Annotated in this window: 20 protein-coding genes and 2 pseudogenes; 7 read left to right on the top strand and 15 right to left on the bottom strand. The window is 71.5% G+C overall.

The features are described from left to right. Positions 1 to 7: 7 nt before the first annotated feature. Positions 8 to 739 (bottom strand): substrate-binding domain-containing protein, encoded by a 732-nt coding sequence (locus F1D61_RS12585; protein ID WP_203158271.1) that lies wholly within the window; start codon positions 737 to 739, stop codon positions 8 to 10. A gap of 280 nt (positions 740 to 1,019) precedes the next feature. On the opposite strand from F1D61_RS12585, the gene F1D61_RS12590 reads away from it, so the two are divergent. Next, positions 1,020 to 2,318 (top strand): solute carrier family 23 protein, encoded by a 1,299-nt coding sequence (locus tag F1D61_RS12590; RefSeq protein ID WP_203158272.1) that lies wholly within the window; start codon positions 1,020 to 1,022, stop codon positions 2,316 to 2,318. Positions 2,319 to 2,513: 195 nt separating this feature from the next. Here F1D61_RS12590 and F1D61_RS12595 read toward each other — a convergent pair whose 3' ends face one another. Continuing rightward, the gene (locus F1D61_RS12595; RefSeq protein ID WP_203158274.1) at positions 2,514 to 2,726 is read right to left on the bottom strand and encodes a hypothetical protein; all 213 of its coding nucleotides are present in this window, start codon (positions 2,724 to 2,726) and stop codon (positions 2,514 to 2,516) included. A gap of 684 nt (positions 2,727 to 3,410) precedes the next feature. Here F1D61_RS12595 and F1D61_RS12600 point away from each other — a divergent pair. Beyond that, positions 3,411 to 3,695 (top strand): hypothetical protein, encoded by a 285-nt coding sequence (locus tag F1D61_RS12600; protein WP_203158277.1) that lies wholly within the window; start codon positions 3,411 to 3,413, stop codon positions 3,693 to 3,695. Here the strand turns inward: F1D61_RS12600 and dapA are convergent. From dapA to F1D61_RS12620, 4 genes are all read right to left on the bottom strand, one after another. Further along, the gene (gene dapA, locus F1D61_RS12605; protein WP_203158283.1) at positions 3,687 to 4,592 is read right to left on the bottom strand and encodes a 4-hydroxy-tetrahydrodipicolinate synthase; all 906 of its coding nucleotides are present in this window, start codon (positions 4,590 to 4,592) and stop codon (positions 3,687 to 3,689) included. The genes F1D61_RS12600 and dapA overlap by 9 nt on opposite strands. Further along, positions 4,589 to 4,819, bottom strand: coding sequence for a hypothetical protein (locus F1D61_RS12610; RefSeq protein ID WP_203158284.1), 231 nt, complete (start codon positions 4,817 to 4,819; stop codon positions 4,589 to 4,591). The genes dapA and F1D61_RS12610 overlap by 4 nt, the downstream gene beginning before the upstream one ends. A 475-nt stretch (positions 4,820 to 5,294) precedes the next feature. Further along, on the bottom strand, positions 5,295 to 5,813 hold the full coding sequence (locus F1D61_RS12615) for an HTH domain-containing protein (protein WP_203158286.1): 519 nt from the start codon (positions 5,811 to 5,813) through the stop codon (positions 5,295 to 5,297). 429 nt (positions 5,814 to 6,242) lie between these two features. Beyond that, positions 6,243 to 7,340: a replication protein RepA gene (locus tag F1D61_RS12620; protein ID WP_203159039.1), complete on the bottom strand. Its 1,098-nt coding sequence runs from the start codon at positions 7,338 to 7,340 to the stop codon at positions 6,243 to 6,245. 917 nt (positions 7,341 to 8,257) lie between these two features. On the opposite strand from F1D61_RS12620, the gene mazG reads away from it, so the two are divergent. From mazG to F1D61_RS12645, 5 genes are all read left to right on the top strand, one after another. After that, the gene (mazG, locus tag F1D61_RS12625; protein ID WP_203158292.1) at positions 8,258 to 9,067 is read left to right on the top strand and encodes a nucleoside triphosphate pyrophosphohydrolase; all 810 of its coding nucleotides are present in this window, start codon (positions 8,258 to 8,260) and stop codon (positions 9,065 to 9,067) included. Positions 9,068 to 9,220: 153 nt separating this feature from the next. After that, positions 9,221 to 9,817 carry a helix-turn-helix domain-containing protein gene (locus tag F1D61_RS12630; RefSeq protein ID WP_203158294.1) on the top strand — a complete coding sequence of 199 codons (597 nt, stop codon included), beginning with the start codon at positions 9,221 to 9,223 and terminating at the stop codon, positions 9,815 to 9,817. Between the two features lie 8 nt (positions 9,818 to 9,825). Continuing rightward, on the top strand, positions 9,826 to 10,341 hold the full coding sequence (locus tag F1D61_RS12635; protein WP_203158295.1) for a GNAT family N-acetyltransferase: 516 nt from the start codon (positions 9,826 to 9,828) through the stop codon (positions 10,339 to 10,341). A 143-nt stretch (positions 10,342 to 10,484) separates the two neighbouring features. Beyond that, the gene (locus tag F1D61_RS12640; RefSeq protein WP_203159040.1) at positions 10,485 to 11,489 is read left to right on the top strand and encodes a catalase family peroxidase; all 1,005 of its coding nucleotides are present in this window, start codon (positions 10,485 to 10,487) and stop codon (positions 11,487 to 11,489) included. 347 nt (positions 11,490 to 11,836) lie between these two features. Then, a complete protein-coding gene (locus tag F1D61_RS12645; protein ID WP_246775846.1) occupies positions 11,837 to 13,177 on the top strand; it encodes an MFS transporter in 1,341 nt (446 codons plus the stop codon). Here the strand turns inward: F1D61_RS12645 and F1D61_RS12650 are convergent. The 9 genes and pseudogenes from F1D61_RS12650 to dusB form a co-directional block, all read right to left on the bottom strand. Continuing rightward, positions 13,101 to 14,260: pseudogene (locus F1D61_RS12650) on the bottom strand (AAA family ATPase). The gene F1D61_RS12645 and the pseudogene F1D61_RS12650 sit on opposite strands and share 77 nt — an antisense overlap. 256 nt (positions 14,261 to 14,516) lie before the next feature. Continuing rightward, the gene (gene hflX / locus F1D61_RS12655) at positions 14,517 to 15,896 is read right to left on the bottom strand and encodes a GTPase HflX (RefSeq protein WP_203158296.1); all 1,380 of its coding nucleotides are present in this window, start codon (positions 15,894 to 15,896) and stop codon (positions 14,517 to 14,519) included. A 264-nt stretch (positions 15,897 to 16,160) separates the two neighbouring features. Further along, positions 16,161 to 16,415, bottom strand: coding sequence for an RNA chaperone Hfq (gene hfq / locus F1D61_RS12660; protein ID WP_203158300.1), 255 nt, complete (start codon positions 16,413 to 16,415; stop codon positions 16,161 to 16,163). Positions 16,416 to 16,705: 290 nt separating this feature from the next. After that, positions 16,706 to 18,075 (bottom strand): annotated as a pseudogene (locus tag F1D61_RS12665) (sigma-54-dependent transcriptional regulator). A gap of 128 nt (positions 18,076 to 18,203) precedes the next feature. Continuing rightward, positions 18,204 to 20,534 carry a sensor histidine kinase NtrY-like gene (locus tag F1D61_RS12670; protein WP_203158303.1) on the bottom strand — a complete coding sequence of 777 codons (2,331 nt, stop codon included), beginning with the start codon at positions 20,532 to 20,534 and terminating at the stop codon, positions 18,204 to 18,206. A 106-nt stretch (positions 20,535 to 20,640) separates the two neighbouring features. After that, the gene (locus F1D61_RS12675) at positions 20,641 to 21,078 is read right to left on the bottom strand and encodes a MucR family transcriptional regulator (protein ID WP_203158306.1); all 438 of its coding nucleotides are present in this window, start codon (positions 21,076 to 21,078) and stop codon (positions 20,641 to 20,643) included. Between the two features lie 791 nt (positions 21,079 to 21,869). Then, positions 21,870 to 23,327, bottom strand: a complete 1,458-nt coding sequence (ntrC, locus tag F1D61_RS12680) for a nitrogen regulation protein NR(I) (protein ID WP_203158308.1) — start codon at positions 23,325 to 23,327, stop codon at positions 21,870 to 21,872. Positions 23,328 to 23,332: 5 nt separating this feature from the next. Continuing rightward, positions 23,333 to 24,487, bottom strand: coding sequence for a two-component system sensor histidine kinase NtrB (locus F1D61_RS12685; RefSeq protein WP_432443259.1), 1,155 nt, complete (start codon positions 24,485 to 24,487; stop codon positions 23,333 to 23,335). Between the two features lies 1 nt (position 24,488). Then, a complete protein-coding gene (gene dusB, locus F1D61_RS12690; RefSeq protein WP_203158311.1) occupies positions 24,489 to 25,559 on the bottom strand; it encodes a tRNA dihydrouridine synthase DusB in 1,071 nt (356 codons plus the stop codon). Between the last annotated feature and the right edge of the window lie 122 nt (positions 25,560 to 25,681).

A 25,681-nucleotide genomic window follows, 5' to 3' on the forward strand; every position in this document is an offset into this window, starting at 1 on the left:
CGGCCCCTTACCCGCGCGCGACGGGCTCCATGCCGGTCCGCCGGATCGCCGCCGCGGCCCGGTCCGAGACCAGGTGGGCGATCAGCCGCCGCGCCGGCTCGAGGGTCCGGGCATCCGCAAGAACCGCCGCCGTGAAGGTCTGGACGAGCTGGACCGCGTCGGGCAGCGCCCCCACCACCTCGATCCCCAGCACGTCGACGAGTTCGCTGACCGGCCCGAGGGCGAGGTCGGCCTCGCCGGCCGCCAGGGCGGCGGCGGATTCGGTGCCCCGCGAAAACACCTTGGCCCGCACCGTGCCGGCGATGCCGAGCCGCGGGAACACATTGTCCTGGATGAACAGGCCGCTGGTGCTGCCCGGCATCACGACGAGGCGGGCCTGCCCGAGGGTGCGGGCGAGCGCCGCGACGGTGCCGATCTCCGGGTGAGGCGCGCCGGCCCGCACCGCGGCGGCGAGCGGCGCGGTGGCGAGTTCCGCCGCCGACCCGTCGAGGATCCGGACCTCCTGCGCCAGGTCGTGCAGGCCCTCGTTCGAGAGGATCACCACGTCGACCCGCGCGCCCTGCTGCGCGATCTGGTGCCGGATGGTCCGCGGCCCCTGCCCCTGCGACGCGCCGGACAGGGTCCGGACCCTCAGCCCGGTCTCGCGCTCGAAATCCGGCAGCACGGACGCGTAGGCGAGGGCGAAACCGCCCGAGATCATGACGGTGAGGTCGAAGGTGGTCTCGTCTGGCGAGGTCATGAAGAACTGCCGGTGCTTTGCGGATCGGGACGGGTTCTTCGCGCGGGACCGCGTCCCCGCGCAATGCCCCTGCCCACGATCTTGGCCCCTGCCCACGATCTTGCCCGCACGGCCATTCCCGGACCCGCGCCGAGTCCCCTCGAGCGGCGCCCGATCGCACGGCGACCGGGCGCCGCCCTAGGCCTTTGATTCCGCCGCATTTTCTGCGACGGACCGGTATCCACGTCGCCGGAAAATGCTCTAAGGCCCTCCCCGGACACAGGGATCGGGGGGAGTCGTCATGGAACCGGAGACAGGCACGGGCGAGCGGGGCTTTCCGCGCTGGCGGCTCGCGACGGGCCCGGTGGTGCTGCCGGACGAGCGGCCGCCGGCGGGCCAGACGGTGGTGCTGGCGCTCCAGCACGTCGTGGCGATGTTCGGCTCCACGGCGCTCGCCCCGCTGCTGATGGGGTTCGATCCGAACCTCGCGATCCTGTTCTCCGGGATCGCCACGCTCCTGTTCTTCGTCGTGGTCGGCGGGCGGGTGCCGAGCTATCTCGGCTCCAGCTTCGCCTTCATCGCGGTGGTGATCGCCGCCACCGGCTATGGCGGCAGCGGGCCGAATCCCAACCTCGCGGTGGCGCTCGGCGGCATCATCGCGGCCGGCGCGGTCTACGCGCTGATCGGGATCGCGGTGATGCGGGCGGGCGATGCCTGGATCGGCCGGCTGATGCCGCCGGCGGTGACCGGGGCGATCGTCGGGGCGATCGCCCTCAACCTCGCGCCGGTCGGCGTGAAGGGCATCTCGGGCTCCGGCCTCGATGTCGGGGTCGGGCTGTTCACGATCCTGTCGGTCGGGCTTGCCGCCTCCTACCTGCCCGGGCCTGCGCGGCGCCTGCCGCTCCTCATCGGGGCGGCGGCCTCCACCCTGCTCTACGGCGTGCTGGCGAACGGCTTCGGCCTCGCCAGGCCCCTCGATCTCGGGCGCGTCGCCGAGGCGCCCTGGTTCGGCTGGCCGCAGGTCGCCACGCCGGTCTTCGAGCCGTCCGCGATCTGGCTCATCGCCCCCGTCGCCCTGGTGCTGGTCGCCGAGAATCTCGGCCACGTGAAGGCGATCGGCGCGATGACCGGGCGCAACCTCGATCCCTATCTCGGCCGCGCCTTCCTCGGCGACGGGCTCGCCACCATGCTGTCGGGCTTCTTCGGCGGCACCGGCGTGACGACCTACGCCGAGAACATGGGCGTGATGGCGGTGACCCGGATCTACTCGACCCTGGTCTTCGCGGTCGCCGGGCTCGTCGCGATCCTGTTCGGGCTGTCGCCGAAATTCGGCGCCGCGATCCTGGTGATCCCCGGTCCGGTGATCGGCGGCCTGTCGGTGGTGGTGTTCGGGCTGATCGCCGCGGCGGCGGGGCGGATCTTCGTCGAGAACCGGGTCGATTTCTCCCGCACCCGGGTCCTCCTCACCGTCGGCACCGCGCTCGTGCTCGGCGCCGGCGACTTCACGATCGGCCTCGGCAGCTTCAAGCTCGGCGGCATCGGCACCGCCACGGCGGCGGCGATCCTGCTCTACCACCTCCTGCGCGACGATCCGGCCTGAGGCGGGGCGATCCCGGCCGCGGGTCCCGGGAACCGCTCCGGTCCGTCGGCGTCGGGGCAGGCTCGCGACGGGGGTCGGATCGGCCCCTGCAAGCCGGCCCGGTCTCCCCGCCCCCGTCCGGCACGGGGTCCCCCCGAACGAGGAAGGCCCCGCCTCCGGCGGGGCCTTCCCGGGTGCGGTGATGCGGCCGACCGGCTATTCCGCCGGGGTCGCCGGCCGCAGCCGCACCGCCTGGGCCAGGCGGATCAGCTCGCGGGCGGTCAGGCCGCGATTCTCCTGCTGCGACCAGATCTCCCCGACCGGCCGCGCTGCGCCGGGCCTCGCCTCGCCGCTTCGCGTCCCGCAGGATCGATCGGGCCGGCGGGGCTCGGCGCCCGCGACCCGGTAGGCTCTCGCTGCCGTTCTCATGCGTGCTCCCAAGCGAGCTCTTCGGGCGAACCGGCCGCATGGTTAGCGAAGCGTGGCTTTTTACGGAATTCTTGAATTGGCGCGGCGGCGCGCTACCCGGTCCGATCGGCGGACGATTCCGCGGGCCGAAGGACGGAATCGGCGGACGGTCCCGTCCGCGGAAGGGGCGCGGAAGGGGAATGTGTGGGCCATCAGCCGGCGACGCGGTTCCTGTTCCCCGCTGCGCCGACCCTCCCGCGACCACCCGGCCCACTGAGCCTCACAGGCTGGCGGGGAGAACTGGTCCACCGCCAACTCGTCGTCGCGAGCTCCCTCACGGTCCAGCCTGTCGGCGGAGCCGGAGCGCCACAGGGTACGTCCACGAGGGAGACGTGTCGTCTGACAGGTCGCGCCCAAGGGGGCAAGGGGCGGTTTGACGCCCTTTCCGACGCCCCTCGGCGTCCCCCGCCCGGCCGTCATGCGCCGCGAGCATGGCGGTCGCGCGGTGAAAACGATTGCAGGGTGCAGCGCAACATGGGAGAAGGATGCCGCACCGCAGCGATGGCGTCGCGGCGGTGCAGCCCTCTTTGGGCGTTTCCTCCCTAGACTTCGGGCCGCCTCGCAAGGGCGGCCTTTTTTCTGTTCCGCGCGCCCTATCTGCGACGGAACGGGCCGTGATCGGGCCTGCGTGAGAGGTTTTCGGAAATGGAGCGCCCACGGAGCGTCGGCCTCGCCTGGTACGAGCCGGGCGACTATCCCCGGATCCGGGAGGCGGCGCCCGATTCCGGCCTGCCCGAGAGCTACGCCACCTGGCAGATGTCGGCGCTCCAGATCGAGCGCGAGGTGGCGCGCAGCGGGGTGGCGGTGGCCCGCATCCGGATCGAGCCGGAGGCCTTCCTGGCCTGGTGCCGCGCGCGCGAGGCCGCGCCCGACGCCAAGGCGCGGGCCGCCTTCGTGCGCGAGACGCACGAGGCGACCGCGTCAGGCTGAGCCGCATTCCCCGATCCCGTCGAGGGCCGCCGCCAGCGCGGCCTGCGTCGCAGGACCGGGCCGCACCAGGGGCAGGCGCAGGTCGGGGGAAAGGCCCGGGCGCAGGAGCGCCAGGGCGAGCTTGACCGGGCCAGGATCGGTCTCCCGCGACAGCGCCGCGACCAGCGGCATCAGCCGGGCCTGGATCACCCGGGCGCGGACGGGGTCGCCCGCGCGGACGGCCCGCTGCAGGGCGGCGCAGGCGCCCGGCACGAGGTTGGCGACCACCGACAGGCAGCCCTGCCCGCCCATCATCGCGTGGGCGGCGGCGGTGGCGTCGTCGCCCGAGAGATGGAGGAAGCCCGGGCCGGTGGCCCCCCCGACCGGGGCGAGCCGGGCGAGGTCGCCGGTCGCGTCGACCAGCCCGGCGAGGCCCGGCAGGGCGGCGAGGCGCGCCAGGGTCTCGGGCCGGACGTCGATCCCGGTGCGGGCCGGGACCGCGTGGAGGAGGAGCGGCCGGGCGGCCGCCGCGGCGATCGCCGCGTAATGCCGGAACAGCCCCTCCTGCGTCGGGCGGTTGTAGAACGGCGTGACCGCCAGGGTGGCGTCGGCCCCGGCGGCCTCCGCCGCCAGGGTCCGGACGACGGCCGTGCGGGTGCAGTTGCTCTCGGTGGCGGCGATCACCGGGATCCGGCCCCCGGCCGCCGCGAGGGCGACGCGCAGGACCCGGTCGCGCTCCGCTTCCGTGAGGGTCGGGCCTTCGCCGGTCGGGCCGCCGACCACCAGGCCTTCGGCCCCCTCGGCGACCTGCCAGGCGACGAGATCGCCGAGCGCCCGCTCGTCGAGCCGGGTCCCGCCCGCCGCAAAAGGCGTGACCAGGGCGGTGAGCGCACCGCCGAGCCTGTGGGCGGGGCTCACGGGGCGAGGGCCAGGGTGGTCTCGGCGAGGCGCACGGCGTCGGGCCGGCGGCCGGTCTCGGCGGCGGCGTAATGCAGCGCGTCGCGGCAGGTGCGGAAGATGCCGCCGCCGAGGCCATGGGTCTCGACGGCGAGCCAGTGGCCCTCGGCGCTGCGGCCGACGAGGAAGGCGAGGGGGAGACGGGCCGATCGATGGGCCGGCGTCGCGGCGTCCACGGGGTGGGGCATCGGGGGGTCGGGGTTCGCGCGGCCGTCCTGCGGCCGCCCCCTCAAGGTGTCCCGGTCGCCGTCAAGGATCGAGGCGGACCGATCGGTCCCGGTATCAGGATCCCGTAGGGTTTTGCCGTCGGGACGCGGGCGCGCGCCCACACGGCGACACCCCCGCGGAGGATCGCGAGGGCGAGGACCGTGCCGACGAGGAGGCGGATCAGGTCCCTGCCCCGCATGGCGCGCGTCGAGGCGTTCCCGTTACGGCCGTCGGCTCGAACCGGCGGATCTCGCCGGCCGCCATCACGGCATCGCGGCCGCGGGCTTCGTTCGGCGGGGTCCCCGCCATGGCTCGTCCCCTTCCTCGCAACCGGCTTGTCCGCGCCGGAGACTATGTGCGAGCCCGGGACGGGTCCAAGTCAAAGGATGAATGGGTCGATGCGCGAACGGCATCGGCCGAAGCCCGAAAGCCGGTCCCATCGCATCGATGCCGGGATCAGGAGGCGAGCCCGTAGACCGCGTCGCCGAGACGGTGGAAGATCGTGCCGCCTTTCGCGCGCTTCCACAGACGGGTGTTGAGGGCCGCCACCGGATCGTGGCCCGGCAGGGTCAGGCCGCGGGCCGCGAGCCGTTCCCAGATCTCGGCGGCATGCATCGGCCGCCCGGCCTCGGCCAGGATCTCTTCCGCCGCCGCCATCAGCCGGCGACCCTCCTGACGCCCCGCCGCGCCGGCGGGGGCCGGGGACCCGTCCGGCGGCGGGACGGGAGCGGCTTCGGGTTCCGGGACAGGCGCCCGGGCGGGCTCCGTCCGCGGCGCCTCGGGTACGGCGCGCGGTGCCGGAGCCTCCACCGGAGCGGGCGCGGCCCGCGCCGGTTCGACGCCGGCGCCCGGCCGGGCGAGCCGGCGGCCGAGATCGAGGTAGAGCTCGTGCTCGGCGATGGCCCGGTCGAGGGCGGCGCGCTGGCGCCGCAGGTCGTCCAGCCGGGCCTCCGTTTCCGCTTCCGACAGGAACATGTCGCCCTCTTGGAATATTCTATATTCCAGGGAAACACTCTACCACTCCCTGGAATAGCTAGAATAGGAATATTCCATATGGGTGCAAGCCCGTTGTGGCATCGCCGGGGTACGGTCCACCGCGGAATGACCGCCGCGGGCGCGGATCGTCCCTTCCCCACGTTGCTCCCGACCTCCGTCTCGCGCGAGGCTGGCCGGGACGGCCATGGGTGGCGGAGCGGAACTCGCCATGCCGGTCGGGAATATGGAATGAATGCGAAACATTCTCATATTCTATTGGGAACGTGGCCATCCGAGATCGTGCCTGTTCCCTCCGGCGTCATCCCGGGTCCCGTCGAGAGACGTCTTCCCATGGGCCGGACCGGGCGATGCAACCGCCCGAACGTGCCTCGTCCCGAGGGCGCGAACCCGGGAGCCCGCGCCCTCCCTTCACGCCGCCCCGGCCCTGACCGCCGCGGCCTTGCGGCGGGCGGGCTTGGGCGGCACCAGGAGGGAGCCGGGATCGGTCGGCATCAGCTGGAGGCCGGCCTCGTCGAGGCTGATCGGCAGCTTCGGGAAGACCTCCTTGACGTGGGCGACGTCGGCCTTGAACGCCTGGCGGAAGCTGCGGAGCGACGCGTTGTCGGCGCCGAACTGCCTGTGGACCGTGTCCCAGTTCAGGCGCAACGGGCGCTGGAGGCTGCGCAGGCGGTAGCCGATCCAGAACAGCAGGTCGAGCTTGCGCGCCGAGCCCGAGAAGGCCCGGGCGGCCCGGATGTCGACCGGCAGGGCGTGCTGGACCAGGTTGTCGTAGAAGTCCTGGTGGAACTGCACCGTCTTCGACCAGGCGATGCCGTCCTGGCCGCCCGAGCGCCAGAGGTCGAGCTGGCGGAACGGCGGCATGGTGATGGTCGAGGAGCGCGACTGCCCGTCCCACAGGCCGATCTGCATCGTGCAGGCGGCGAGCCGATGCAGCTGCTCCTTGAACTGCCGGATCGTGCCGCGCTCGCCGCCGGTGACGGCGAACCCCATCTCGCGCATGAAGCCCGACAGGCTGTCGGCGACCTCGACCGTGGGGCTGCGCTGTCGCACCGCCTCGGTGCAGAGATGCAGGAGCACCAGCCGGGCCTTGGGGCCGTAGGGCAGGCCCTGCAATTCCATCTGGCCGGTCGCCGGGTTCTTCAGCCGTCCGGCCAGGATGCTCAGCGTGTTGCGGCCGTATTCCCGGAAGAATTCCCGCTCCTCGCCGGGATCGCGATAGGGCAAGCCGCAGAGCGCCAGCACGGAATGGATGTGCTGGATCGTGTCCGGGGTGACGGGCTCGGCCTCGATCACCATCCGCACCGCGTCGCGCCGGCGCTGGTCGCGCCCCATGGCGGCGCGGGCATCCTGCTTTCGGCCGGTCTCCGCCCGCTCGGCGTCGCGCAGGGCCTGGCGGTGGGCGATGTGCTCGACGATGACCGCGAACAGGAACCCGCCCCGGGCCGCTTCCAGCTCGGCCACCAGGTCCTCGTCGTGGATCGCCGCGATCTTGGCCTCGATGCTCATGCTGCCGAACTTGCCTGACGCTGGACGGCGCTCCCCGCCGGTGATGGGCCGAGCCATCTTGGATGTCCCAAGCCTTCTTGCACGATTCCGATCCCGGGATTCCGGAGGCGGGGGCGGGTTATCCCAAGATTCCCACGACTCGTCCCCGTTATCCCGCCCGGATTCCGGCCGACCGCTCGCCGCGCGGGCCGTCCGCCCCGCCCGGACACCCGCCGGGATGCCGCCAGGACGCCCACCGGGAGCCGCCGGCCCGGTTTCCGGCAAGCGCCGCCCCCTGCCCCTCCCACGCCCTGTGGGCGGCCTGTGCACGGCCCTGTGGGCCCGGCCGGGACGGGGCTGTGGCCGAGCCTGGGGCGAGCCGGTGGATGGGCGGTGGGCGGGCCGCGCAGATTTCGATACGGGGCCGGATCCGGGGATCGCCGCTCGCGCAGAGTTCGATACGCGAGGCCGCCGCGAAACCGGCCGGTTTCCCAGGGGCCGAGCGAGGCCCGACGCCGAATCCGATGCGCGGGCACGCCGAATCCGATGCGCGAACCCCCGGAATCCCCGCAGAGTCCGATGCGCCTCCACGCAGAGTCCGATGCCTTCCCACGCAGAGCCGTATGCGCGATCACCCCGCAAACCCCTGTCGTATCAGCGGAATTTGCCCCTCCATATAATCCACATAACTGACTCTCTGAGAATCCATGACTGATAAGTCACCTATAGGCCCGAGAGAGGGTTCGTTTTGAAGAACGCCATGACGCGCCTTCGGCGCGGATTGGATACAATTTCTCATGTGATGGAATTTAGGGAATAAACGAGGAATATCAGGCCCCTGCCCTGCCCGTCGGGCCGCTTCCCCGGGCGCTCCGGGACGCCTATGAGCGCCTTGACGGCGCCGCCGGATGCGGCGCGGGCGGATGGCGTGAGCGACGATGAGCACCACCCCGATCGCACGGCTTCTCGGGATCATGGCGCGTTTGCGGGACCCGGAGGGCGGCTGTCCCTGGGACCTGGCGCAGAGCCATGCCAGCATCGTCCCCTACACGATCGAGGAGGCCTACGAGGTCGCCGAGGCGGTGGAGAGCGGGGATCCCGACGAGCTGCGCGACGAGCTCGGCGACCTCCTGTTCCAGGTCGTGTTCCAGGCCCGGATCGCCGAGGAGGCCGGCAGCTTCGCCTTCGACGACGTCGCTACCGCCATCGCCGACAAGATGGTGCGCCGCCACCCCCACATCTTCGGCGAGGTCCGGGGCCTCGATCAGGACGCGGTGAACGCGCAATGGGCAGCGATCAAGGCCCAGGAACAGGCGGAGAAGCAGCAGGCGGCGAAGGGCCGCCCGGCCCCGCAGGGGACGCTCTCCGGCGTGCCACTGGCGCTGCCCGCCCTCACCCGGGCGGAAAAAATCTCGCGCAAGGCGGCCGCCGTGGGCTTCGACTGGCCGGACGCCGCCGAGGTGATCGCCAAGGTGCGCGAGGAGACCGACGAGGTCGCCCAGGCGCTCGCGGAGGAAGGCCCGGAGGCTTTGGCCGAGGAGATCGGCGACCTCCTGTTCTCGGTCGCCAACCTCGCCCGCCATGCCGGCATCGATCCGGAGGAGGCGTTGCGCCGGGCCAACCTGAAATTCCAGCGCCGCTTCTCCGCCATGGAGGCGGAGGTGACGAAGGACGGCCGCCCCCTGAAGGACGCCGGCCTCGCCGCGATGGAGGAGGCCTGGATCGCGGTGAAGCGGCGGGAGCGCTGAGCGCGGCCACCATATAAAGAGAGGCGGCCGTGCCGGACCGTCGGGCATGACGCGGAGGGTTCGAGGAGCGTCGGTGCGACGGTCGGACAGGTTCCGACGGAGGCGCTGCGGCCGGGCTTGACCATCGTTCGAATGTGAGAGAATTTCTCATTCATGAGAGACGACCTCGCACCCGATCCCGTGTCCGATCCCTACGCCTCGGACATCGACCAGCGCCTCGCCGCCCGTCTCGCCGCCTTACGCCAGGAGCACGGCCTGTCCCTCGATGCGCTGGCCTCGACGAGCGGCATCAGCCGGGCGACCCTGTCGCGGCTGGAGCGGGCCGAGACCAGCCCGACCGCCTCGCTGCTCGGGCGGCTCTGCACCGTCTACGGCCGGCCGATGTCGCGGCTGCTCGCCGAGGTCGAGGCCGACCCGGCCCAGGTCGTGCGCCACGACGAGCAGGCCGTCTGGGTCGATCCCGAGACGGGGTTTCGCCGCCGCGGCGTCTCGCCCCCGGCGCATGGATTCTCGGCCGAACTCGTCCTCGGCACCCTGCCGGAGGGGGCGACCATCGCCTATGCCGCGCCGCCGCTCGGCGGCCTCGAGCACCACCTCTGGATGCTGGAGGGCCGGCTCGACCTCACCCTCGACGGCGTGACCCACGCCCTCTCGCCGGGGGATTGCCTGCGCTACCAGCTCGCCGGCGCTTCCCGCTTCGCCTGCCCGGGCCCCGAGGCCCGCTACCTCATCGCGATCTGCCGGCCGTGAGACCCACCATGACGACGATCGACATCCTCTCCCCTGAAGAGGCCGAGGCCGCGCTTCCGGATCTCGCCGCCCTGCTCCGGGCCTGCGTCCTCGACGGGGCCAGCATCGGCTTCGTGCTGCCCTTCACCCTGCCCGAGGCGGAAGCGTTCTGGCGCGACGGGCTGCCGGCCCTGCGGAGCGGCGCGCGCCGGCTGCTGGTGGCCCGTGGCGACGGGCGCATCCTCGGCTGCAGCCAGGTCGGCCTCGCCGCGCCCCCGAACGGCCGCCACCGGGCCGAGATCACCAAGGTGCTGGTCCATCCGGAGGCGCGCCGCCGCGGTCTCGGCCGGGCGCTGATGCTGGAGGCCGAACGCGTCGCCGCGGCGGAAGGGCGCTCGCTCCTGATCCTCGACACGCGGGCCGGGGATGCCGGCGAGGCGCTCTACCGCTCGCTTGGCTACGTCGTCACCGGCGTGGTCCCGGATTACGCCTGCTCGCCGGACGGCGTGCGGGAGCCCTGCACGTTCATGCACAAGCGGCTTTAATCCGCGCCGGTCCGGAACCTGACGAAGTTTTGATGGGCAATCGCTTGCGCGCAATCGAATCCTCGGATCATGTCGCGCCGGGCCGACTCGGCCCTGTGACGGGATGACCGCCCATGACCCGACCGCCCATGATCCGGCTGCCCATGGCCCATGCCACCTTCCGGCGCACGCTGCTCGGCACCGCGCTGATCCTCGCCGCGCCGGCCGCTCTCGCCCAGAGCGCCCCGGCTCCGGATGCCTCGTCCACGGCCGAGCAGACCATCGCGGCCATGACCAAGATCTTCGGCGACCATCCGGGCAAGCGCTCGAACCACGCCAAGGGCGTGGTGGTGGAGGGCAGCTTCACCCCGTCGAAGGACGCCAGGACCCTGAGCAAGGCGGGCGTGTTTTCCGGCGCCGCCGTGCCGGTGACCGTGCGCTTCTCCGACGCGACCGGCCTGCCGGAGATCCCGGACGGCGCGCCCCAGGCCAACCCGCACGGCCTGTCGATCAAGTTCAAGCCCGCCGACGGTTCCGAGATGGACGTCGTCACCAACTCGCTGAAGTTCTTCCCCGTGGCGACCGGCGAGGAATTCCGCGATCTCCTGGTGGCGATCACCAAGAGCGGCCCCGGCGCCGCGAAACCGACCCCGGTCGAGCAGTTCATGGCGGCGCATCCGGCCGCCCCGAAGGCGCTCGCCACCGCCAGGACCCCGTCGAGCTTCGGCCGCCAGGTCTATAACGGCGTCAACGCCTTCGTGCTGGTCGACGCCGCCGGCAAGCGCACCCCCTTCCGCTACCGCATCGTGCCGGTGGCCGGCGAGGAGATCCTGAGCGCCGACGAGGCGAAGGCCAAGGGCCCGAACTACCTCGTCGAGGAGATGCCGGCCCACCTCGCCAAGGCGCCGGTCGCCTTCCGGATCGAGGCGCAGATCGCCCAACCCGGCGATTCGACCAAGGACGCGACGATGCCCTGGCCGGAGGATCGCCGCTTCGTCGACCTCGGCACCCTGACCCTGACCAAGGCGGTGCCCGACAGCCAGACCGTCGAGAAGGGGCTGCTGTTCATGCCCAACAACCTGCCCGACGGCGTCGAGGTCTCGGACGACCCGCTGATCGACGCCCGGGTCCAGGCCTACGCGATCTCGTTCGGTCGCCGCTCGCAGTGAGCAAGAGAGTGCGTGCAGCCCGGTAGGATACCGGGCCGCACGTCGAGATCACAGCCTGTTCGGTCGATCGTCTCCGGCAGGTTCGACACCCGCCCTGTCATTCCGGGGCGCGAAGCGGAGCCCGGAATCCAGAAACACGAATGGTTCAGAATGAGACGGACAGCGTTCCGCTTTGTTCTGCATCACCTGCGGTTCTGGATTCCGGGCTCCGCTGCGCGGCCCCGGAATGACTCGGAGAGGTGGAAGCGGAAATGCTGATCCTACAGCGCCGGCAGGGGCGTACGATGTCTCCCGATCATGAGAGATCGTCGTTGCGGTCGGTGCATCCCACCGCTACCCCCACCCCCATGCCACCCTTCCTCGCGACCAACCTGCGCTGGCTCGCGGCCGGGTTCCTGCTCCTGTTCTGTGGCTGCTTCGGCCAGACCTTCGTCGTCGCCCTGTCGGGCGGGGCGATCCGGCGGGAATTCGGGCTGTCGGACGGGGCATTCGGGGCGCTCTATGCCGGCGTCACCCTGGCCTCCGCCCTGGCGCTGGCAGGAATCGGCGGGCTCATCGACCGCTGGCCGGCGCAACGGGTGGTGAGCCTCGCCGGCATCCTGCTGGCCGCCGGCGCCGCCGGCCTCGGCCTGTCGCCGAACCTGCCCGTGCTGGCCTCGAGCCTGTTCCTGCTCCGCCTCGCCGGGCAGGGGCTGATGCTCCAGACCGCCTACACGCTGCTCGGGCGCTGGTTCTCGGCGGAGCGCGGCCGGGCGGTGTCGCTCGCGGCGCTTGGGCTCAATGCCGGCCAGGCCTGCCTGCCCCTCGGCTTCGTCGCGGCAGCGGGTATCCTCGGCTGGCGCGGCGCCTGGCTCGGCATCGCCGGGCTGCTGCTCGTCGTCGCCCTGCCGCTCGCCCGCCATCTCGTGCGGCGCGAGCGGGTGCCGGCGGAGACCGCGCGCTCCGGCCAGCCTGCGGGCGCGACGCGGGCGCAGGTCCTCGCCGACCCGTCCTTCTACGGGCTGCTCGCCGCGATGCTGCCGCCCTCCTTCATCAGCAACACCCTCTTCTTCCATCAGGTGCACCTGGCCGAGAGCCGGGGCTGGTCGCCGGACGTGATCGCCGCCGCCTTCCCGCCCTACGCGGTCGCGACCTTCGTGTTCCTGCTCGTCGCCGGCCGCCTCGTCGACCGGTTCTCCGCCCTGGCGCTGCTGCCTCTCTACCTGGTGCCGTTCGGCCTCGCCTGCCTGATCCTCGGCGGGGTCTCCGCGCCATGGGCCGCCTTCGCCTTCATGCTGCTCTACGGCGTCACCGACGGAATCTCGCTCACCCTGTTCGGCGCCCTCTGGCCGGAGGTCTACGGCACCCGCCATCTCGGGGCGATCCGCGGCGCCATCGTGGCGATCATGGTGCTCGGTACCGCGCTCGGCCCCGTTCTGTCGGGCCTGCTCATCGATGCCGGCGTGCCGTTCTCCGGATCGTCACCGGGATGGGCGCCTATTGCCTCGCCGTCTCCGGAATCCTGCTGCTGGTCCGGCGCCGCTTCCTCGGGCCTCTGCGCGGGCGCCGCTTCGAGATCGTGTGATCGACCGCGTCGTCTACCGCTTGGGCCAAGTCACCGCTTGGGCCAAGTCACCGCTTGGGCCAGACCCAGGACGGCGGGTCGTGATCCGGTGCCAGGGTCTCGCCGAGGCGCTTGTCGAGGGTGATGCGGGCCGCCCCTTCTCGCTCCAGGGCCGCCACCAGGGCGGCGGCGTGCGACACCACCAGGACCTGCGTGCCTTCCGCCACCCGCGCGATCAGCGCGGCCAGCGGCGCTAAGAGGTCGGCATGCAGGCTGGTCTCGGGCTCGTTGAGCACCATCAGCTCGGGTGGCCGCGGCGACAGGAGCGCCGCGGCGAGCAGGAGGTAGCGCAGCGTCCCGTCCGAGAGCTCAGGCCCCCGCAACGGACGCAGCAGCCCGTGCTGGCGGAGTTCGAGCGAGAACTGGCCCTCGCTCGCCGCCACCGACAGCTCGGCTCCCGGGAATGCCTCGGCGACGGTCGCGTCGAGGGCGTCCCGGTCGCCGATCTCGAGGATGGTCCGGATCGCCGCCGCCACGTCGGCGCCGTCGCCGGCCAGCACCGGCGTGCGGGTACCGATCTGCGGCCGGCGGGCCGGGGCGTCCCGGTCGGTGCGAAAATGGTCGTAGAAGCGCCAGGCCTGCATCCGCTCGCGCAAGCGCAGCACGTCGAGGGCGTCGCGGGGATCGGCGCCGTGGTCATCAGGCTGTCGAAGGCGGGAAGATCGCGCAGGGCCTCGGTCCAGGCGCCGGTGCCGTCGCGCAGGCGGACCAGCGGTCCGCGGCGCTCGGCAAAGACGTTCGCCCGCCCGACGATCGGCCCGGTCCACACGCTCTCGGCCTTGATCTCCGGATCCTGGGAAAAGAACGTGCCCGAAAAGCTCGGGGCGGGCAGCCCGAGGGCGATGGCGTAGCCATAATCGTCGTCCGAGAAGCCGAGCTTCAGCTCGACGGGGTGACGTCGCACCGTGCCCTCGACCCGCCGCGCCCCGGACAGGACCTGGCGCCCGAACACCTCCGGCCCGGCCCAGAGCGCCGAGGCAAAGCCGCCTTCCCGGGCGAGGGACGGGATCGCCCGCCCTTGCGCGACCTCGGCGAGGAGGCGCAACGCGCGGTAGAGGCTCGACTTGCCGCTGCCATTAGCCCCCGTCACCACGGTCAGCCGGTCGAGGCCGAGCACGATGTCGCGCAAGGAGCGGTAGCCGGAGATGGCGAGGCGGTGGATCGGCATGGGCCCGAATCTTTCGCCGCGATCGACAAGTCGAGCGCGTCCCCCTCTCCCGTTTGGGAGAGGGGCTAGGGGTGAGGGTGGCGCGCTTCCGTGTAAAGCTCAAAACGTCGTGCTAGAAGATGAGCGAATCAGTTCCATTCTGAGTCGTCCCAATCCTCGCCCGTGCCCTTCTGTCACGCAGGAGAGGGGATCCCGCAATTTCTCGTTATCATTACAGACGAGATGAAAATATTTATGCGTGAAGCCCAATTACGCCTCACCCACTCCCCTTCAACCGCCGCGCCGCGCCGAACCGGTTCAAGAACCGCGGCTCCTTCTCCGGCGCGACCCGGACCACGAGATGCATCGCGCCCTCGGCATCCTCGCGGCGGTCGAGCACCTCGGCATTCTCGTAGAGCCAGTGCAGCTCGGCTCCCTGTGCCGGCTCCAGGATCACCGCGAAGCTGGTGCGGGCAGCGGCGATCCTGGCCTCGATCCGGCTCATCAGGCGGTCGATGCCCTCGCCGGTCAGCGCCGAGAGCAGGACCGGCCCGGCGCCCTTGGCACCGTTCGGCCGGCTCAGGTTCATCAGGCGCTCGCGCTCGGCGTCGTCGAGGAGGTCGGCCTTGTTCCAGACCTCGATGATCCGGTCGGCATCGGGCTCGATGCCGAGTTCGGACAGCACCTGCGCCACGTCGGCGCCTTGCGCCTCCGCGTCCTCGTGGGCGATGTCGCGGACGTGGAGCAGGATGTCGGCCTCGATCACGTCCTCGAGCGTCGCCCGGAAGGCGGCGATCAGCATCGTCGGCAGGTCGGAGATGAAGCCGACGGTGTCGGACAGGATCGCGGTCTCGCCATGCGGCAGCTTGATGGCGCGGGCGGTCGGGTCGAGGGTGGCGAACAGCATGTTCTCCGCCAGCACCTCGGCCCGGGTCAGGCGGTTGAACAGGGTCGACTTGCCGGCATTGGTGTAGCCGACCAGCGCCACGATCGGGTACGGCACCCGGCGGCGGGAGCGGCGGTGCAGGCCGCGGGTGCGGGTGACGGTCTCCAGATCGCGCTCGATCCGGGTCATCCGCTCCTGGATCATCCGCCGGTCGGCCTCGATCTGGGTCTCGCCCGGGCCGCCGAGGAAGCCGAAGCCGCCGCGCTGGCGCTCGAGGTGGGTCCAGGACCGCACCAGCCGGCTGCGCTGGTAGGCGAGATGCGCGTGCTCGACCTGGAGCGTGCCCTCGCGGGTCGAGGCGCGGCGCCCGAAGATCTCCAGGATCAGGCCGGTCCGGTCGATGACCTTGACGCCCCAGGCCTTTTCCAGGTTGCGCTGCTGCACCGGCGAGAGCGCGCAATCCATCACCACGAGGCGGATGCCGTCGGCCTCGATCCGCCCGCCGATCTCCTCCACCCGGCCCTTGCCGAGGAAGGTCGAGGGCCGGATCTGCTGGACGGTGACGAGGAGCTTGTCGGCCACGTCGAGCTCGATCGCGGCGGCGAGCCCCACCGCCTCCTCGAGGCGGGCGAGAGCCGGGCGCGGCTCGCCGTGGGCGTCGCGCTTCGTCGGGTAGGGGCCGATCACCAGCGTGCGGGTCTCGGCCGCGATCGCGGCCTCCGGCTCGGCCTGGCCTTGCAGGCGGATCTCGCCCGGTATCCGCGGTTCCATCGTGTCTCCGGCTGCTCCCTCGTCGGTCGGGAGTCCATCGGACAGAGGTTGGATGGGGGGCCACGAGAATCAAGCGGCAGGCCGCGCCGACGGCCCGGGATTCGCGGACTTCCTGGATGGAAACAGGGAGCCCGACAAAAAACAGGCCGCACGAGGCGGCCTGGACATGGGCGAGAGGGCGCATGGGACATGGGCGCGCCTCGCGAGGCCCCGAGGGCCCCGTCCGTCGCGCCGGTTTCCCGAGCGGGAATCAGACCGGTGGGATCAGGGCTTCTCGGCCCCCTCCTCACCCTGCTCGAACAACTGCACCGGATGGCCGGGCATGATCGTCGAGATCGCGTGCTTGTAGACCAGCTGCGAGTGTCCGTCGCGCCGCAGCAGCACGCAAAAGTTGTCGAACCAGGTCACGACACCCTGCAACTTCACGCCGTTGACCAGGAAGATCGTCAGCGGAATCTTGTTCTTGCGAACGTGGTTGAGGAAGGTGTCCTGCAGATTCTGAGCGCGTTCGCCCGCCATTCTTCTTGTCCTTTGAACCCGCTGCCAGTCCTGTCGACGGGTCGGTCCGTGTTGTCGTTATGCGGGAGGCGCGACGCGCCGCCCGGGGAACCGGCCGCCCCATTACACGGTGAAGCTCGTCCGGGCGCAAGTGCAGACTGGCCGCAGGGGAATCCCCGGGCGCCGATCCTGCCGCATCCGGCCCGTGCCCGCGATCCTGTCGCGCGCCGGCCACAGGTCGCCCTAGCAGAAAGGCCGGCGCCTGGCACTCACGAAGTGACGCTCCCGGCCATGCGGGCGGGTCGTCGTCCTCAGGCGCCGATGCCGAGCGACTTGAGCTTCCGGTGCAGGGCCGAGCGCTCCATGCCGATGAACTCGGCGGTGCGGGAGATGTTGCCGGAGAAGCGGGCGATCTGTGCCACCAGGTATTCGCGCTCGAAGATCTCGCGCGCCTCGCGGAGCGCCAGGCTCATCAGCTTCTCGCCGCCCGCCCCGCTCGGGTGGTGGGCACCAGCGCGCCGACCTCGCTCGGTAGCATCTCGGTCGTGACCTCGGTCTCGGGATCGCCCTGCGTCAGGATCATCAGCCGCTCGACGTTGTTGCGCAGCTGCCGGACGTTGCCGGGCCAGTCGTGCGATTGCAGCACCGCCATGGCGTCGGCGGCGATGCGCCGCTGCGGCAGGCCGGTGGCGGCCGAGATCTGCTCCATGAAGAACGTGATCAGCTCCGGCACGTCCTCGCGCCGCTCGGCGAGCGAGGGCACCCGGATCGGCACCACGCTCAGGCGGTGGAAGAGGTCCTCGCGGAAGCGCCCGCCGGCGATCTCCTCCGCCAGGTCGCGGGACGAGGACGAGATGATCCGCACGTCGACATGGACCCGGGTGGTGCCGCCGACGCGCTGGAAGTTCTGGTCGACGAGGACCCGCAGGATGCGGTTCTGGGTCTCGCGCGGCATGTCCGCGACCTCGTCGATGTAGAGGCTGCCGCCATGGGCCTCCTCCAGCGCGCCGACGCGGCGCGGCTTGCCGTCGGCGGCCTCGACGCCGAACAGCTCGGCCTCCATCGTCTCCGGGGTGATCGTGGCGGCGTTGATCACCACGAAGGGCCCGTTCGCCCGCGACGAGGCGGCGTGAATGGTGCGGGCCGAGAGTTCCTTGCCCGAGCCCGGCGCGCCCGCGATCATCACCCGGGCGTTGGTGGGCGCCACGCGCTCGACGGTCTGGCGCAGCTGGTTGGCCGCCACCGAGGCGCCGACGATCCGGCTCGCCTGGCCCGACCGCGCCTTGAGGTCGCGCACCTCGCGCTTGAGGCGCGAGGCCTCGAGCGCCCGCTCGGCGACCAGGATCAGCCGGTCGGCCTTGAACGGCTTCTCGATGAAGTCGTAGGCGCCCGCCTTGATCGCCGAGACCGCGGTCTCGATGTTGCCGTGGCCCGAGATCATCACCACCGGCAGGTCCGGGGCCTGGGCCCTGATCACGTCGAGCACCTGGAGCCCGTCGAGGCGCGAGCCCTGGAGCCAGATGTCGAGGAAGACGAGGTGCGGGCGGCGCGCCTCGATCGCCGCCAGCGCCTCGTCGGAGGAGCCGGCGGTGCGGGTGCGGTGGCCCTCGTCGTCGAGGATGCCGGCGACGAGCTCGCGGATGTCGGCCTCGTCATCGACGATCAGAATGTCGGCGCTCATGGCTCAGGGCCTCCCCGCGGCGTGGGCGGCGGTCCTGACGGCCCCGCGGCACCCCGTGCTGTATCGAAAATGGCTGTGATGAAGACGGCAATTCGAAGGGCGCCGCTCCCGGCAAGGGCGGGCCCGCGTCACGCAGCGGGCTCCGGCGCGGTCTCCGGAGACCGCGCCGGCCGGGCCGGGGTCCCGCCGCCCGCCGGCGGCTCGTCGCGCCGCATCTCGCGCAGGACCCGCATCCGCACCTGCCCGCCGCGCCCGCGCGGGTTGTCGTTCAGCTCGATGCCGCCGCCGTGCTCTTCCAAGACCTTGCTCACGATCGCCAATCCGAGGCCCGTGCCCCCCTCGCGGGTGGTCATATAGGGTTCGAGCAGCCGCTGGCGCCCTTCCTGCGGGAATCCCTTGCCGGTATCGGTGATCTCGATCACCGCCGCCTCGCCCTCCTCGTAGAGGCGCACCGCGATCAGGCTCTCCCCGCGCACGTCCTCGGGCACCGCCTGCACCGCCTCGACGGCGTTCTTGAGGATGTTGGTGATCGCCTGCGACAGGAGCCGCGTGTCGAAGGCGGCGCTGACCCGGGCCTCGCCCTCCTCCAGGGTGAAGGCCACGTCGGGATGGGCCACCCGCATCATGAACAGGTTCTGCTTGACGATCTCGGTCAGGTCGTTGCGGGCGATCGCGGGCTTGGGCATCCGGGCGAAGGACGAGAACTCGTCCACCATCCGCTTGATGTCGTCGACCTGGCGCACGATCGTGGCGACGCACTGCTCGAAGATCTCCTTGTCGGCGGTGATGACCTTCCCGTACTTGCGCCGGATGCGCTCGGCCGAGAGCTGGATCGGGGTGAGCGGGTTCTTGATCTCGTGGGCGATGCGGCGGGCGACGTCGGCCCAGGCCGAGGTGCGCTGCGCGGTGACGAGGTCGGTGATGTCGTCGAGCGTGACGACGTAGCCGCGGTCGCCGTCCTGCGACTGCTCGCTCGTCGTGCGCACGTCGATGGTGCGCTCGCGGCCGTTGCGGGCGATCTGGATCTGCTGCTGGGTCGGGCGGGCCCGGGTGTCGCCCGGCAGGCCGCCGAGCTCCGGCATCACGACTTCCAGGGGCTCGCCGACGAGGTCGGCGACGGAGCGCCCGAGCATCCGCTCCACCGACGGGTTGGCGATGGTGATCACCCCGCGCCCGTCGACGCCGATGATTCCGGCCGGCACCCCGGCCAGCACCGCCTCGGTGAAGCGGCGGCGGCTGTCGATCTGCTCGCTCTGCTCGATCAGGGTGGTGCGCTGGCGGCTCAGCTCCTGGGTCATCTTGTTGAAGCTCTCGCCCAGGTGCTGGAGGTCGCCCTCCGTCTTCCGGAACGGAACTTGAGCGTAGTAGTTGCCGGACGCGACCTGGTCGGCGGCGTTGATCAGCCGGCGGATCGGCGCCACGAAGCGGTTGGCGAAGTTGAGCCCGAACCACACCGCCGAGAGCAGGGCGATCAGCGCGATCAGCGCGAACATCGTCGCGAAGGCGATCTGCACGCTGCGCCGCCCGGCATCGATGGTCAGGAACTCGGTCGCTGCGGCCCGCGACACGCCCGGGAACTCGACCGCGAGCCGCGTCACCTCGCGCTCGACCAGCAGGAAGGCGTCGTCATAGGCCGGCAGCTTCATCAGCGTGCCGAACACCCTTCCCTCCCGCGGCAGCAGGCAGGTGGCGTCGGCGGATTTCGCCGCCTCCTCGAAGTCGCTGGCCGAGGGCAGCGGCGGGTCCTTGAGGATGTCGATGTTGGCCCGCGCCACGGTCTCGGTCGGCGAGCGCATGATCCGGGCGATCGGCAGGCCGAGCGAGGCGGCCCGCGCCGTCATGAAGCTCTCGAACCAGACCCGCTCGACGTCGAAGGCGGGGCGCGCCCGGGTCAGGTCGTCGGAGAGGATGCGGGCCTCGCGGGCGAGGCTCTGGCACTGGTTGGTCAGGTAGGCGTCGGCCACGTCGACCGACATCAGCACGACGTTGCGCATCCGGTCGGAGAACCAGGGCGACAGGCCGCGCTCCAGGGTGATCGACGCCACCACGGCGAGCAGCACCGTCGGCAGGGTCGCGATCAGGCTGAACAGGCCGACGATGCGGGTGTGGAGCCGGGCCGCGGCGGCGTTGGTCTGGCGGGCGCGCAGGAAGACCCGGGCCTCCCAGGCGATCACCACGACGAGCAGCAGCACCAGGGCGACGTTGCTGAGCAGCAAGGCCACCACGACCGTGTGGGTCGGGGCGATCGCGGTGGCGCCGACCAGGATCAGGAAGGTGGCGAGCGCCAGCGCCAGGGCGACGATGACCGCGAGCGCGCCGAACCAGCCCGGACCCCGCGGCGCGGCATCCTGTACCAGCCCGGACGGAACCTGAACGGGCCCGGGCGGGAGCGCCCGGGCGGTGTGGCCGGCCGCGCCGGAGGGGGGCGCCGAAGCCCGGGGGCGACGTGTGAACAGCATCCGTGGTGCAAGGCCACTACAGTGTGGCGAAATTAATACGGATGCCGGCGCGGCGGCAATCGGGGCCGGCGGTCGCGCCGTCCGGCCCGGGACGAACGGGCGCCGGTCAGGCGGCCTGGTTCGAACGCGGGCGGCGGACCACCGGCTTCTGGCCGAGCCCGATGCTCTTGGCGAGCTCCGAGCGCTGGGCGGCATAGTTGGCGGCGACCATCGGGTAGTCCGGCGGGAGACCCCACTTCTGGCGGTACTGCTCGGGCGTGAGCCCGCGGCCGGCCAGGTGGCGCTTCAGCGTCCGGTACCGGCGCCCGTCCTCCAGGCTGATCAGGTAGTCGGGCGAGACGGTCTTCTTGATCGGCACCGGCGGGGTCAGCCGCTCGGGCTCGGCCGGGGCGGCCGAGCCGAGCCGGGCCATCGCCTCGTGGACGCTGCGGATCAGGCTCGACAGCTCGCCGACCGGCACGCTGTTGTTCGACACGTAGGCCGAGACAATATCGGACACCAGTCCGATCATCTGAGGCGTCTCGTCGTGGTCAACTGAACTCATTGCGATCCTCGAGAAGTGCGGGCCCCCGTCCGAGGTGATGGATGTTACGCCAGTCTCCGTCAACTGCAAGGTATCATGATCAACACGAGAGACGGCACTGAATGATCTCTGTGGCTTTTCCCAAGGTGAGACGGCCCGGCCGACGCGGCAGAACGCGGGGCGCGGCCGCGGCACCGGCGGGAGGCGGCCGGGCCAAAAAATCCTTGTCCGCCATGGGTTTGGCGGGACGATCGAGGGGATGCGGCAAAGCAGTCGCGGGATGTCCGGACCGGTCCGGGATTCATTTAATAATTGCTAAAAACTACGTTCCGACAGGGTGCCGGACCATCGAACCACACCAAAAAGTCCAATACGGGCCGGCGCCGACCGGGATTCGCGGCGGTGCCGGACCTGCCGAAAACCCGCAGGCGCGCCGCCACGTCTGACGCGCCTATTCTGCCCTGCAATCCCGGGATGTCTTCGCAAGACGACGCGAAGTGTTCCTGCAACGACGGGAAGCGCTTCGACTTGAGGTTGTGGGTCTCTGCATGGCGCGACGACGCGGCTCGACGGGGCGGCGGCGTGATCGGATGAGGCTCAGAACTGCACCGAGGGTGCTGCGCCGCGAATTCGCGGCGCGCCGGGGCCGGGCGGGCGAGAAGCCAAAAACGGGCCAGGCCGGGCTCTCTCCGCGGCGGTCGTGCCGGATTATCCCGTCCTCTTCCCTCGTGCGAAGGGGAACACGAGGAGATGCGTCGAAATGCCACGGTGGACGGCAGGGGAGAGGGCCGGTCGCCGACCGGCCCCGTTCGTCACCGCGGGGTGCGGAAGACCTGGAGGTCGAGGTCGCGGACCTTCTTGCGCAGGGTGTTGCGGTTCACCCCGAGCAGCTCGGCGGCGCGGATCTGGTTGCCGCGGGTCGCCGCGAGCGCCGCGCCGATCAGCGGTCCCTCGATCTCCCGCAACACGCGGTGGTAGAGGCCGGGCGGCGGCAGCGTGTCGCGGTAATTGGAGAAATACTCCGACAGGTGCCGCTCCACCGCCGCCGACAGGCCTTCCGCCTCCGCCCCGCCCTTGCGCCCGTTGCCGCCCTGCGCAGGCGCGGCGAGCGGCAGGGTGTCGAGCTCGGCCTCGATCACCGGGCCGGTGATCGTCTCCTGCGGGTAGAGCGCGGCCAGGCGCCGGACCAGGTTTTCCAGCTCGCGCACGTTGCCGGGCCAGCGGTAGCGCTTGAGCTTCTCCATCGCGTCGCCGTCGAGCTGCTTGCGCGTCAGGCCCTCGCGCTCGACCAGCACGAAGAAGTGGCGCACCAGGTCGGGCACGTCCTCGGAGCGCTCGCGCAGGGCCGGCAGGCGCAGCGGCACGACGTTGAGGCGGAAGAACAGGTCCTCGCGGAAGATCCCCTGCTGGATCGAGACGCGCAGGTCCTTGTTGGTCGCCGCGATGATGCGGACGTTGGTCTTGATCGGTACCCGGCCGCCGACGGTGGTGTACTCGCCCTGCTGGAGCACGCGCAGCAGCCGGGTCTGGGCCTCCATCGGCATGTCGCCGATCTCGTCGAGGAACAGCGTCCCGCCCTCGGCCTGCTCGAACCGGCCGGCCGAGCGCGCGGTGGCGCCCGTGAACGCCCCCTTCTCGTGGCCGAACAATTCGGATTCGATCAGGTCGCGGGGGATCGCCGCCATGTTCACCGGCACGAACGGCCCCGAGCGGCGCCGGCCGTAATCGTGGAGCGCGCGGGCCACCAGCTCCTTGCCGGTGCCGGATTCGCCGGTGATCATCACCGTCAGATCCGTCGGCATCAGGCGGGCGAGCGAGCGGTAGATCTCCTGCATCGCCGGCGAGCGGCCGACGAGGGGGATGTCCTCGTTCTCCGGCGGGGCGCCCGGGGCCGCGGCGCCGCGCGGCCGCGACAGGGCGCGGCCGACGATCGCCGTCAGCTCCTTCAGGTCGAAGGGCTTCGGGAGATACTCGTAGGCGCCGCGCTCCGAGGCCCGGATCGCCGTCATGAAGGTGTTCTGCGCGCTCATCACGATGATCGGCAGCTCCGGCCGCACCCGCTTGATCCGCGGCAGCAGGTCGAAGGCGTTCTCGTCGGGCATCACCACGTCGGTGATGACGAGGTCGCCCTCCCCTTGCGCCACCCAGCGCCACAGGGTGGCGGCGTTGCCGGTCGAGCGGACCTCGTAGCCGGCGCGCGACAGCGCCTGGTTCAGCACGGTGCGGATGGCGGCGTCGTCGTCCGCCACGATGATGTGTCCGTTCGGCATGGCGCTCACTCGGTCTCGGCGGAGGATGCGCGTCCGTCGCGGGCGTGCGACATCGGCAGGAGGACGCGGAAGGTGGTGCGGCGGGGGGCGGGATCGCACTCGACGATGCCGCCATGGTCGCCGACGATCTTGGCCACCAGCGCGAGGCCGAGGCCCGACCCCTGCGCCTTGGTGGTGACGAAGGGATCGAACAGGTCCGGCAGGAGATCGGCCGAGACGCCGGGTCCGTTGTCGCGCACCGCCACCTCGATCGGCAGGCTGACCCGCTCGCGCGAGCCCGGCACCTGGAGGCGCAAGCCGGTGCGGAAGGCGGTCGACAGGATGATCTCGCCGTCGACCGCGTCGGCGCCGATCGCTTCCGCCGCGTTCTTGACGAGGTTCAGGATGACCTGGATCAGCTGGTCGCGGTTGCCGAGCACCGGCGGCAGCGAGGGATCGTAATTCTCGACGAAGCGGATGTGGCGGGCGAAGCCCGACTGGGCCGAGCGCTTCACCTGGTCGAGGACGCCGTGGACGTTGACCGGCCCGCGCTCGACCGGGCGCTCGTCGCCGAACAGCTCCATCCGCTCGACGATGCGCACGATCCGGTCGGATTCGTCGCAGATCAGCCGGGTCAGGAGGCGGTCGTCCTCGGCGGCCGATTGCTCGAGGAGCTGGGCCGCGCCGCGGATGCCGGCGAGCGGGTTCTTGATCTCGTGGGCGAGCATCGCACCGAGCGCCACCATCGAGCGGGCGGCCCCCCGATGGGTGAGCTGGCGGTTCATCTTGTCGGCGATGGTGCGCTCCTGGAGCATCAGCACCACGAGGTCGTCGTCGAGATGGGTCGCGAACACGTCGACGCTGCGCTCGACCCCGGTGCGCGGCGAGGCCAGTTCCACCCGGTACTCGCTGACGCTGGCCCGGCGCCGGCGCACCTCGTTCACGAGGGCGATGATCGGCGAGGAGAACGGGATGATGTCGCGCAGGCGCTGGCGCTGCATCATCCGGCGCGAATAGTCGAAGAAGTGCTCGGCCGCCATGTTGACCTGCATGATCCGCTCGTCCGGACCGATGGTCAGGACGGGCAGCGGCAGGGCGTTGATGATCATCTCGCTCGTCGGGTCGCTCATGAGCGAGGCCCTCCGGGTGCGGGCGGCAGGGGGGGCTGGCGCATCGCTCATCCTATGCGGCCTGACAGTCGGGCCGTGCGGCCGGGGCCTCGAAGGCGCGCCGCAGCAGCCGCGCGGCCTCGTCCGGGTCGGTGGTGGTGACGAGCCGGGTCCGCTCGGGCGCGGCGAGCCCGCCGGCATGGTCGGCATAGGCCGCCAGGTGCTTGCGGGCGTGGCGCACGCCCATCCGGGCGCCGTAGAGCGCGATGAGCCCCTGGTAATGCTCGGCGGCGAGGTCTGCCTTTTCCGCGGCGTCGGGCTCGGCGACCGCCTCGCCGGCGAGCCCCGCGGCGACCGCGGCGACGAGCCAGGGCCGCCCGACCGCCGCGCGCCCGATCATCACCGCGTCGGCGCCCGACGCCGCGAGGCAGGCCCGGGCGTCGTCGAGACCCGCGATGTCGCCGTTGGCGACGAGCGGGATCGCGACGGCCTCCCGGACGAGGCGGATCGCCGCCCAGTCGGCCCGGCCGGTATAGAATTGCTGGCGGGTGCGGCCATGCACGGTGACGGCGGCGTAGCCGAGCCGTTCGGCCCGGCGCGCGAGGTCGGGCGCGTTGCGGGTGGCGTCGTCCCAGCCGAGCCGCATCTTGACGGTGACCGGCACCGACACCGCGCCGCGCACCGCGGCGAGCAGGCGCTCGGCATGGTCGAGGTCGCGCATCAGGGCCGAGCCGGCCTGGCCGCCGGTCACGGCCTTGGCCGGGCAGCCCATGTTGACGTCGATCACGTCGGCGCCGTTGGCCTCGGCCAGCCGCGCGCCTTCCGCCATCCAGCGCGGGTCGCAGCCGGCGAGCTGGACGATGTGGGGCAGCACGCCCTCGCCCTCGGCCCGCAGGCGCGCCTCCTCGGTGCCGCGGGCGAAATCCTCCGCCGCCACCATCTCGGACACGGTCGCGGTGGCCCCCAACCGGCGGGCGATGCGGCGCATGTGCAGGTCGGTGACGCCGGACAGCGGTGCCAGCAGCGCCCCGCGCGTGAGGAAAGGCCCAGGCGTCGGCGTCGCCCCCGCGGACGGGATTCCTCTTGGCAGCGCTGCCGGCCCGGCCCCCGAAGCCCCTGCGCTCAAATAATGGTCAGTCGTCATTGTGCACAGCAAATAGCCAAAACCCGCTCGTACGCAAGCGCGTTCGGGCCTCGATCCCCGAATTGCCTGCGATTTGGGTGGTGAGTGGCCCCGTCCCGGGTCGGCGGCCGGTCGCGGCGGTG

Origin of the sequence: Methylobacterium aquaticum (assembly GCF_016804325.1) — a bacterium.
In the GTDB taxonomy this organism is placed as follows: Bacteria; Pseudomonadota; Alphaproteobacteria; order Rhizobiales; family Beijerinckiaceae; genus Methylobacterium; species Methylobacterium aquaticum_C.

Bases quoted from the DNA above. Each gene is read 5' to 3' on its own strand.
- F1D61_RS12595 (WP_203158274.1), bottom strand. From the start codon at position 2,726: ATGAGAACGGCAGCGAGAGCCTACCGGGTCGCGGGCGCCGAGCCCCGC.
- F1D61_RS12585 (WP_203158271.1), bottom strand. From the start codon at position 739: ATGACCTCGCCAGACGAGACCACCTTCGACCTCACCGTCATGATCTCG.
- F1D61_RS12590 (WP_203158272.1), top strand. From the start codon at position 1,020: ATGGAACCGGAGACAGGCACGGGCGAGCGGGGCTTTCCGCGCTGGCGG.
- hfq (WP_203158300.1), bottom strand. From the start codon at position 16,415: ATGGCGGGCGAACGCGCTCAGAATCTGCAGGACACCTTCCTCAACCAC.
- F1D61_RS12670 (WP_203158303.1), bottom strand. From the start codon at position 20,534: ATGCTGTTCACACGTCGCCCCCGGGCTTCGGCGCCCCCCTCCGGCGCG.
- hflX (WP_203158296.1), bottom strand. From the start codon at position 15,896: ATGGAACCGCGGATACCGGGCGAGATCCGCCTGCAAGGCCAGGCCGAG.
- F1D61_RS12685 (WP_432443259.1), bottom strand. From the start codon at position 24,487: ATGAGCGATGCGCCAGCCCCCCCTGCCGCCCGCACCCGGAGGGCCTCG.
- F1D61_RS12635 (WP_203158295.1), top strand. From the start codon at position 9,826: ATGACGACGATCGACATCCTCTCCCCTGAAGAGGCCGAGGCCGCGCTT.
- F1D61_RS12610 (WP_203158284.1), bottom strand. From the start codon at position 4,819: ATGCCCCACCCCGTGGACGCCGCGACGCCGGCCCATCGATCGGCCCGT.
- F1D61_RS12630 (WP_203158294.1), top strand. From the start codon at position 9,221: ATGAGAGACGACCTCGCACCCGATCCCGTGTCCGATCCCTACGCCTCG.
- ntrC (WP_203158308.1), bottom strand. From the start codon at position 23,327: ATGCCGAACGGACACATCATCGTGGCGGACGACGACGCCGCCATCCGC.
- F1D61_RS12600 (WP_203158277.1), top strand. From the start codon at position 3,411: ATGGAGCGCCCACGGAGCGTCGGCCTCGCCTGGTACGAGCCGGGCGAC.
- F1D61_RS12615 (WP_203158286.1), bottom strand. From the start codon at position 5,813: ATGTTCCTGTCGGAAGCGGAAACGGAGGCCCGGCTGGACGACCTGCGG.
- F1D61_RS12675 (WP_203158306.1), bottom strand. From the start codon at position 21,078: ATGAGTTCAGTTGACCACGACGAGACGCCTCAGATGATCGGACTGGTG.
- mazG (WP_203158292.1), top strand. From the start codon at position 8,258: ATGAGCACCACCCCGATCGCACGGCTTCTCGGGATCATGGCGCGTTTG.
- dusB (WP_203158311.1), bottom strand. From the start codon at position 25,559: ATGACGACTGACCATTATTTGAGCGCAGGGGCTTCGGGGGCCGGGCCG.
- F1D61_RS12645 (WP_246775846.1), top strand. From the start codon at position 11,837: ATGCCACCCTTCCTCGCGACCAACCTGCGCTGGCTCGCGGCCGGGTTC.
- F1D61_RS12640 (WP_203159040.1), top strand. From the start codon at position 10,485: ATGGCCCATGCCACCTTCCGGCGCACGCTGCTCGGCACCGCGCTGATC.
- F1D61_RS12620 (WP_203159039.1), bottom strand. From the start codon at position 7,340: ATGAGCATCGAGGCCAAGATCGCGGCGATCCACGACGAGGACCTGGTG.